Annotated in this window: 5 protein-coding genes; 3 read left to right on the top strand and 2 right to left on the bottom strand. The window is 40.8% G+C overall.

What is annotated here, in order from left to right:
- Nucleotides 1-122 precede the first annotated feature (122 nt).
- The gene (locus RDN93_RS07510) at nt 123-2,027 is read right to left on the bottom strand and encodes a fimbrillin family protein (RefSeq protein WP_308744919.1); all 1,905 of its coding nucleotides are present in this window, start codon (nt 2,025-2,027) and stop codon (nt 123-125) included.
- Nucleotides 2,028-2,331: 304 nt separating this feature from the next.
- On the bottom strand, nt 2,332-2,985 hold the full coding sequence (locus RDN93_RS07505; protein WP_308744918.1) for a DUF2490 domain-containing protein: 654 nt from the start codon (nt 2,983-2,985) through the stop codon (nt 2,332-2,334).
- 174 nt (nt 2,986-3,159) lie between these two features.
- Between RDN93_RS07505 and RDN93_RS07500 the strand changes: the two genes are divergently transcribed.
- The 3 genes from RDN93_RS07500 to RDN93_RS07490 all read left to right on the top strand — a co-directional run bounded on the left by RDN93_RS07500 (nt 3,160) and on the right by RDN93_RS07490 (nt 8,404).
- Complete coding sequence (locus RDN93_RS07500) at nt 3,160-3,762, top strand: RNA polymerase sigma-70 factor (RefSeq protein ID WP_308744917.1); 603 nt, start codon at nt 3,160-3,162, stop codon at nt 3,760-3,762.
- Nucleotides 3,763-3,888: 126 nt separating this feature from the next.
- Complete coding sequence (locus tag RDN93_RS07495) at nt 3,889-4,866, top strand: FecR domain-containing protein (RefSeq protein ID WP_308744916.1); 978 nt, start codon at nt 3,889-3,891, stop codon at nt 4,864-4,866.
- Between the two features lie 268 nt (nt 4,867-5,134).
- Nucleotides 5,135-8,404 carry a TonB-dependent receptor gene (locus RDN93_RS07490; RefSeq protein WP_308744915.1) on the top strand — a complete coding sequence of 1,090 codons (3,270 nt, stop codon included), beginning with the start codon at nt 5,135-5,137 and terminating at the stop codon, nt 8,402-8,404.
- The last annotated feature ends 10 nt before the right edge of the window (nt 8,405-8,414 follow it).

Below are 8,414 nucleotides of genomic sequence, written 5' to 3'. Positions count from 1 at the left end.
TCGTCGCGCCTAAAAAGTAGTATCTAATAGACTATATTTCAATTATTTCAAAGAACTATTTATCCACTTTTACGGGACAGTAATGAAGCAAAATATGAAAAAGATAAATCATTTCCACCCATTTACTTTCGGATACAACGAATTGCAAAAGCTTTTTTCTCGACACCCGGTGCAGACCTTTCAATCGTATTCGCATCACTTTTCAGGTAAAAGACATCATCGGCTATTGCTGCATTTGTATCATCCAACGTCCAATAAGCCAAATGTTTACCTTCAAATATATTCTGATTCGGTTCAACCCACATTCCCACAGGAGCAGCATTAAAGCCTGAAAGATTATTAGCCGGTTGTGCTGTTTCTCCGGTTTTCAGTGGTAACCAAGTTCCTGATTTCAGCAAAGAAGCATCCTCCTTCAGATAAGCATTCAAAATATCCCAGTCTTCCCAATTCGGTATATTCCAATGTGCAGGTAAGAAATTAGCAGATAATGCCACATTAGCAGTATAAAAATAGTGTTCTGCATCCGATTGCAAATATCCGACAGCATTTTCTGTTACGGCATCCAACTTAGTAAGTTCATCACCATTCACATACAAGGCAGTCTCCAAATTATCCCGCATCCAGTATTGAGTCCCAATCTTCACCAATGGATAGTTATGAATCATACCGCCACGTACATCACGGACAATATCTTCTAATGCTAAAACAGATAAGACATTATCTGCAACGGCTACCGATAATGATATCTTTCCATCCGCCATTACATAAACATTATTACGAGCGGCCAAGTTCCCGGCAACATACGTTAAAGAATTATCATCCATATTCCATGAAACGTTTCCACCATGAACCTTGCCTGATTTTCCCGGTAGTTGTGCCACAATCCCTTGCGATAAATCCACACTACCGTCCTCTTTCATCGGATAGGCAACAATTGCCTGAGAAGAGAACTCCGGAGTTACCAAGTACTCTTTACATATTTCGGCAACTTGTTTTCCGCCATTTAATACTCTATATACATCCGATTTTTCAAAAGTCAGTTTCGATACATCTACATATTTATGGAGAGTTACCGATTCAGCCTGATCTGTCTCAGTTCCATCCCAATCGCCGATTTCTCCACTGACTTTACTCATTAATACATCTTCATCTGCTACAAATGTAATTTCCAGTTCTCTTTGCTTACCGCTTTTCAGTTGTAAAGTGGAAGATAACAAGCTAGTATATGATTTCCCCCCGGCTTCCAGCATTATATATTGGTATCCCACAGTTGCTTCCTGCGGTATCAGAATCAGCTCCTTTCCTACCAACCGGTTCCCTTTTATCTCCCATTCGCCTGCAGGAGTAATCTCTTTCTCTTCGGAATAAGCAGAGAATATCTCTTTCTGAAAGTCATATATTGCCTTAGTATAAAAACCATTTACAGAAAGCGTGGGTTTGGCAGACAACATATCTTCTACATTTTCCCCTTCACCGGGAACAAGAGCGACTTTCAAACGAAAGAATTGATGGTTATAAGTCAGCGCTATAGCCTCTTTACTGGCTAATACATCCTCTTTGGATGCTATCAGAAAATCCGAATGCGAATAATCTGCCTGTTCATTCTGACTCGTAGCAACTGACACTTGCATGGTACTTTCACCCATTGCCACTCCTTCTTCTTGATATGGATAATAACTGATTAAATTCAACGTTACTCCATCGTCCGGGTAATAAACCGACTCATCAGCAACAAATTCACCATTAGAAGAACGCACAAAATGAAGATTATCGGCATAGCGTTCCTCTTGCATGGTAGTATTCCCCGCAAGTGCAAACAAGCCAACTTCATCCCCTTCCTCAAAACTATTATTTGCCACACGAGTATTAACTACCTCATGAATATCAGCTACAAATTTCAATGGAATATCTCCATTATTAATGATTTCCCCTTCTTCCTCTGAGATGTGATTCACACAAGCAGTCAATAAGGCAGTGAAAAGAACAAAAAAACTTACCCCTTTTTGTAAGTTAGAAAATACTTTCATCTTATTTTTATATTAATTTCCCACTAGAAATTTCTGATTGAACAGAAAAATGGCATAAGAGAAGTATTAGCTTGCGGTTATGAAACACTATACAACACGTCTGTTGTTACTGTAGAATCTTTAATTTCAGCATTTCATTTTGAAATGCCGGACGCGAAAGTACATATTATTATTAAGACAATATATGTTTTCATTAAGAAATGTTCAATTCTTTATTTAACACACAAATAATCAATCATTTATAAATTCCTATATATTAATCCAACTAAAACCTACACCTTATTATATAAGCAGTTGACTATTTTCAGAAAGAATAAACCACTTCTATACCGGCAATATGTTTTCCCCGTGAAGGTCCATACTGATAACAATAAAATGCATCCAACGACCAACGTTTAGCTAGATCAATCTCAACTCCCGGACGATAGCGCATACGATCTGCTCTCCAAAAAGAGGCATCGTCCAGACTTTGATAGATTTCGACAGAAAAATAAGGTGAAACAATTCCTTTCGTAGGTGCATAGGCCAATTTTAAACGGGAACGCAGACGGGTTTCCGAATCTCCACGGTCAAAAGTCTGCTGGAAACTCTCCCGCAAAGATACTTTCAACCATTGAAAACGGAAACTTGCAACCGCACTGATATGGTAACGATGCCTGAGTTTCCAATCCGAATCACCCAGATTCCAACAATGAGTTTCATAACCGGCACCCAAATTCAAGAAAGAATATGCATGATAAACACCACCGACGGAAAGCCCCCAACGTTCTATCCTGCTCATATCCTCTTTCGTACGCAGTTCCAAATCACCGGAAACTGAAAACCGGGAATCTATCTTATGATTCACTTTAAACTTGGTCCATGTAGTGAAATCATCACTTTGTGCCCATACGGTGGACGCCATTCCAACTAATAAAACGAACAGCCAAACCTTAGCGCTATATAATATTCTACTCATTGATTATCGGGTTAAAGTTGCAAAGATAGTAAATTATCTCCGGCAAAGAAAAATCATGATACTGAAATAACTCTGAAAAGGATTAGCCACTTTTTTCCTTTTTTATTTCCCAGATTTTACGTACGTTTGTGATATTCTAACAGTCCCTTTGTGAATTGAAACCTAAAATACTATATGTGCTCAACAAATATTCCCGGTAATGAACGTTCGCTTGTCATCCGTCTGATAGCCGGAGATGAGGATGCATTCTGTGAACTTTATGCGGCTTATAAAAATCGCCTGATATATTTTGCCATGCGTTTCCTTAAATCACGCGAATATGCCGAAGATATCTTTCAGGATGCTTTTACTGTGATTTGGGAAAGTCGCCGTTTTATTAATCCGGACGCTTCATTTTCTTCTTATTTATATACAATCATGCGTAACCGGATTTTGAACCAGTTACGTGAACTGGCAAGCGAAGACCGGCTGAAAGAACAAATCCTTTCACAAGCTATAGATTACAGTAATGAAACGAACAATGAAATCATTGCTAATGATTTGCAAAAGATTATATTTCATGCACTGGAACAACTTACTTCCCGCCAGCGGGAAATATTCGAAATGAGCCGTGAGAAACAAATGTCTCACAAAGAAATAGCAGAAGCGTTGGGAATTTCAGTCAACACGGTACAAGAACATATCTCATCTTCTTTGCGTTCGCTTCGTACATATTTGGAAAAACACTCCGTTACTGGCGCTGACCTGATTTTACTTCTTATCTGTCTCAATCTTTAACGTGAGATAGTTTCTAACGGCATATACAGTTAAAGGAAGTTAACTACACCCTAGATATTCTTTTCACTTGTGTACTAATTATGTAAAGGGAAAATTAAGTTATACCCGGATTCTAAATAATAGGATATGAAGAATACAGAAAATAATAAGAGCCTATATCGCCGTTATCTGGATGATCTCTACACAACAGAAGATGCACGGCAACTACTGAATAACCTGCACGACTCGGATAATAATGAGATACTCAACGAGTTGTCTTCTGATGTCTGGGAAGAAGCCGCAACACAGCAACCTCTCACAGATCTTGAACGTGAACACTATAAACGAGAGGCACGTCAATTATTGAAACGCATAGAACATAAAAAACGTACCTGGTTCCGTCGTATCGCAGTTGCTACTGTCAGCACAGCAGCAATCATTTGCCTGGTACTGGGCGGAATTCATTATCTGAAACATCAGAATGAACAGCAGATTATTTATTTGGAAGCCTCAACCTCTTATGGCGAACGCAAACAGATCCTTCTACCCGACGGCACCCAACTGACACTAAATTCCTGCTCACATGTCCGGTATCCGAATAGCTTCATAGGAAAAGAGCGCAAAATAGAGCTGGAAGGTGAAGGATATTTTCAAGTATACAGAAATGAGGAACAACCCTTTATTGTCAGTACCCACCGCTTCAATGTACATGTACTGGGAACCTGCTTTGATATAAAATCCTATACTTCTGATGAAATCGTTTCTGTAGAAGTGGAAAGCGGAAAAGTGCAAGTGGATTTGCCGGAAGCAATGATGCGGTTGAAGGGCAAAGAGCAAGTGCTTATCAATACCATTTCGGGCGAATACAGCAAACGACGGGAAGAACGTCCCGTAGCCATATGGAAAAAAGGCGGACTGCGTTTCAACAGTACTCCGATACGTGATGTGGCTAAGGAACTGGAGCGAATGTACAATTGCCGTATTACATTTGCCGATGGGCAATTCAATAATCTGATTTCCGGAGAACACGATAACAAGAGTCTGGAAGCGGTTCTTCAATCTATCGAATATACAAGTGGTATCCGGTATAAGAAGGAAGGCAATCGCATACTGTTATATAAATAGTAAAAAGATGTTAATCACACCCTAGTACATAGTTTACAGTGTGTATTACCTTATAGAACCTTGAATATTTAACTTATAATTTTAAAAAGACATATTATGAAAGCACCCGGTTAATCCTATTTCAGAAAAATAGGAGCCGTCTCTCAGAGAAGCCCCTATTCCGTAATCCGGACGGATATTCATTCGTTTCGACCCGTGTGAATAACGTATCGCGTATTACGAGCCTTTGTTTTAAATAATCTATTCAATTACTAAAACGTACAAATTTATGAATAATCTTCCTAATATAAAAAGGAAAGGTAGAAATGTACATTCATTTTTAGCTTTTTTACTATTCGTATGCTTGTCATCATTGCCTTATTATACACAGGCACAGGAAAAGAAAAACATTACGCTGGATGTCAAGAATGAAACTGTAGAAAATGTATTCAATCAATTGAGCAAGCAGACCGGCTACAAATTCTTTTACGACCAGGAAATTGTAAATGCCGCTCCACGCATTTCAATCAAAGCACGCAATAGCTCGTTAGAAAATATTTTAAGCAAGATAACGGTACAGACCAATTTATATTTCAATAGGAAAAACAATACCATCTCCGTCGGCAAACAGAAAAGCCGGGAAACAATAAAATCAACAAGAACTAAAACTGTCAACGGAACAGTTACAGACCAGAACGGTGAACCCATTATCGGTGCCAATGTATTAGTAAAAGGTACGACAAACGGTATCATTACCGATATTAACGGAAACTATTCTTTGGCAAACGTAACCGAAGATGCTACCATTCAGTTCTCATACATCGGGTATCAAACAACCGAGGTCAAAGCGAACAGTAAAGAGTTGGCGCGTATCATACTAAAAGAAGACAGCGAGCTGCTGGACGAAGTAATAGTAGTAGGTTACGGTATACAGAAACGCAGTGATGTCACAGGCGCTATATCGTCCGTAACTTCCGAGAAACTGAATTCTACCCCCTCTTCCAGCCTGGGTGAAATGCTGAGAGGACAAGCTGCCGGTGTACAGGTTACCATGTCCAATGCCGCTCCCGGTGGCAGTTCGAATATTCTGATCCGAGGACGTCGTTCGCTTTCCGGCGGAAATGATCCTCTTTATATTGTAGACGGTGTTCCGATGACTAGTATAGATGATATAAACTCCAACGATATAGCATCGCTCGAAGTTCTGAAAGACGCTTCTTCTCAATCAATCTATGGCGCACGCGCAGCCAATGGTGTCATACTGATCACTACCAAACGGGGACAGACCGGAAAGATGAAAATCAGTTATAACACCTATGCCGCTTCACAAAGCATCCATAAGAACTTTGAGTTTTACAATGGAGAGGAATGGGCTGCTTTACGCAAGGAAGCATACTATAATGCCAATCTTAGCTATGATGAAGCCGACTGTTTCAGAGGGTTGATGCTCGACGTACTTAAATCAGGAGAGTATGTTGACTGGGAAAAGCTAATGATAAGCTCCGCCTGGCAACAAAAGCACGACATCTTGATACAATCCGGCGGGGACAAAACAAAGTACGCCCTGGGACTGGGATATTTTGACCAGAACGGTATGGTTCCCAATTCGGGATTCCAACGTTTGAGCGGACGATTGAACATCGACCACAAACTACTGAAAAACCTGACAATAGGCACGAACTTCTTATACACCAAATCATGGAAGAAAACAGCAGACGGCTCTTTCAATTCATTTATCACCATGCCACCTCTGGCAAAAGTATATAATGACGACGGTTCCTTGCGCGAAGATGTAACCGAAGCCGGTGAATCTCACTACAACCCTCTATGGAATATCGACTACTCAAACAATAAAAGCCAGACCGACCGGTTATTGATTAACTTCTTCGTGGACTGGAAAATCACAAAGGACTTGTCATACCGTGCAAACGGAAGTTTGAATACCAGGACTGTCCATAGCAACACTTATCAGGGGACAAAACATACGACAGGGCACAATAATAATGGAAAAGCGACTGCCGGCACAAGTTTCGCCAACGACTACCTGTTCGAGAATATAGTCAACTACGTGAAGGATTTCAATAAGAACCATCATTTCGACGCAACCTTTATGCAGAGTGTCAACGTCATCGAATGGAAGAATCTGGGAATAAACGGTACCGGATTCGCAAACGACGACTTGACTTATAATGCGATAGGCTCTGCCAATGAATACGGTACGCCTACTTGGGAATTGTCCGATAGAAAACTTTTATCTTTCCTGGGACGTGTCAGATATAACCTGTTCGAGAAATACTTGTTCACCTTCGCCTTGCGTGTGGACGGTTCTTCCGTTTTCGGAAAGAATAACAAATACGGTTATTTCCCTTCGGGAGCTTTTGCCTGGCGGATAAATGAAGAATCATTCTTAAAAGAAGCCAAATGGCTGTCCAACCTGAAACTCCGTTTAAGTTACGGTGCGGTCGGCAACCAGGGTGTCACCCCTTATAAGTCACTGGGATTGACAGACAGATACCTGACCGAATTCGGAGACAAGACTGTCATCGGTTATCTGCCCGGAACGGAATTGACCAACCCTAACTTGAAATGGGAAACGTCCACTTCCGGCAATATCGGACTTGATTTCGGATTCTTCAACGGAAGAATCAATGGTACGATAGAATACTATAATACCAAGACTACCGACCTGCTTGTCACAAAGTCTATCCCAAGCTCGCTCGGATATTCCACCCAGACTGTAAACCTGGCGGAAATGAAGAATAATGGTATCGAAATAACGCTGAATACCACTCCCGTCAAAATCAAAGATTTCAGATGGGATGTCAACTTCACTTTCACTAAGAACAAAAATGAAATTAAAAAGATAGACGGACAAGTCGATGAGAACGGAAAACCGCTTGATGACGTGAACAACAAATGGTTTGTCGGACATCCGATGAATGTATATTACGACTATGTATTTGACGGCATCTGGCAAAAAAATGACGATATCGCCAATTCTCATATGCCGACAGCTACTCCGGGCAGCATCAAACTGCGCGATGTCAACAACGACAATCAGATCACAGCCGATGACAGAGTAGTGATGCAACGTGACCCCAAATGGATAGGTACGGTCGGCACATCTTTCAACTACAAAGGATTCGACTTATCCGCCGACCTGTATATCTCTCATGGAGGAACGATATACAACCCTTATCTGACTACATTCGAGAATGGTGGTGACTTGACTGCCAAGCGGAATGGTATCCGACGCAATTACTGGACACAGAATAATCCGTCTAATGAAGCCCCTGCACCCAACATGACGCAAGCTCCCGCATATATCAGTTCATTGGGTTATCAGGATGCCTCGTATGTCCGTCTGCGAAACGTTACTTTCGGATACAACTTCCCCCGTGCTCTTATCAGCAAAGCATACATGCAAAGTCTGAGACTCTATATGACACTGTCTAACTTCTGGACGAAAACCGATGTACAGGCTTATGGTCCGGAACAAACTCCGGGAGATTATCCTGAACCCAGGACTGTATTGTTTGGATTGAATGTGACATTTTAATAAGATAAAA

Origin of the sequence: uncultured Bacteroides sp., assembly GCF_902491285.1 — a bacterium.
GTDB lineage: Bacteria > Bacteroidota > Bacteroidia > Bacteroidales > Bacteroidaceae > Bacteroides.
The sequence above is the reverse complement of the archived record's forward strand: the minus strand, read 5'-3'. Positions and strand labels throughout refer to the sequence as shown.

Bases quoted from the DNA above. Each gene is read 5' to 3' on its own strand.
- RDN93_RS07510 (WP_308744919.1), bottom strand. From the start codon at position 2,027: ATGAAAGTATTTTCTAACTTACAAAAAGGGGTAAGTTTTTTTGTTCTT.
- RDN93_RS07505 (WP_308744918.1), bottom strand. From the start codon at position 2,985: ATGAGTAGAATATTATATAGCGCTAAGGTTTGGCTGTTCGTTTTATTA.
- RDN93_RS07500 (WP_308744917.1), top strand. From the start codon at position 3,160: ATGTGCTCAACAAATATTCCCGGTAATGAACGTTCGCTTGTCATCCGT.
- RDN93_RS07495 (WP_308744916.1), top strand. From the start codon at position 3,889: ATGAAGAATACAGAAAATAATAAGAGCCTATATCGCCGTTATCTGGAT.
- RDN93_RS07490 (WP_308744915.1), top strand. From the start codon at position 5,135: ATGAATAATCTTCCTAATATAAAAAGGAAAGGTAGAAATGTACATTCA.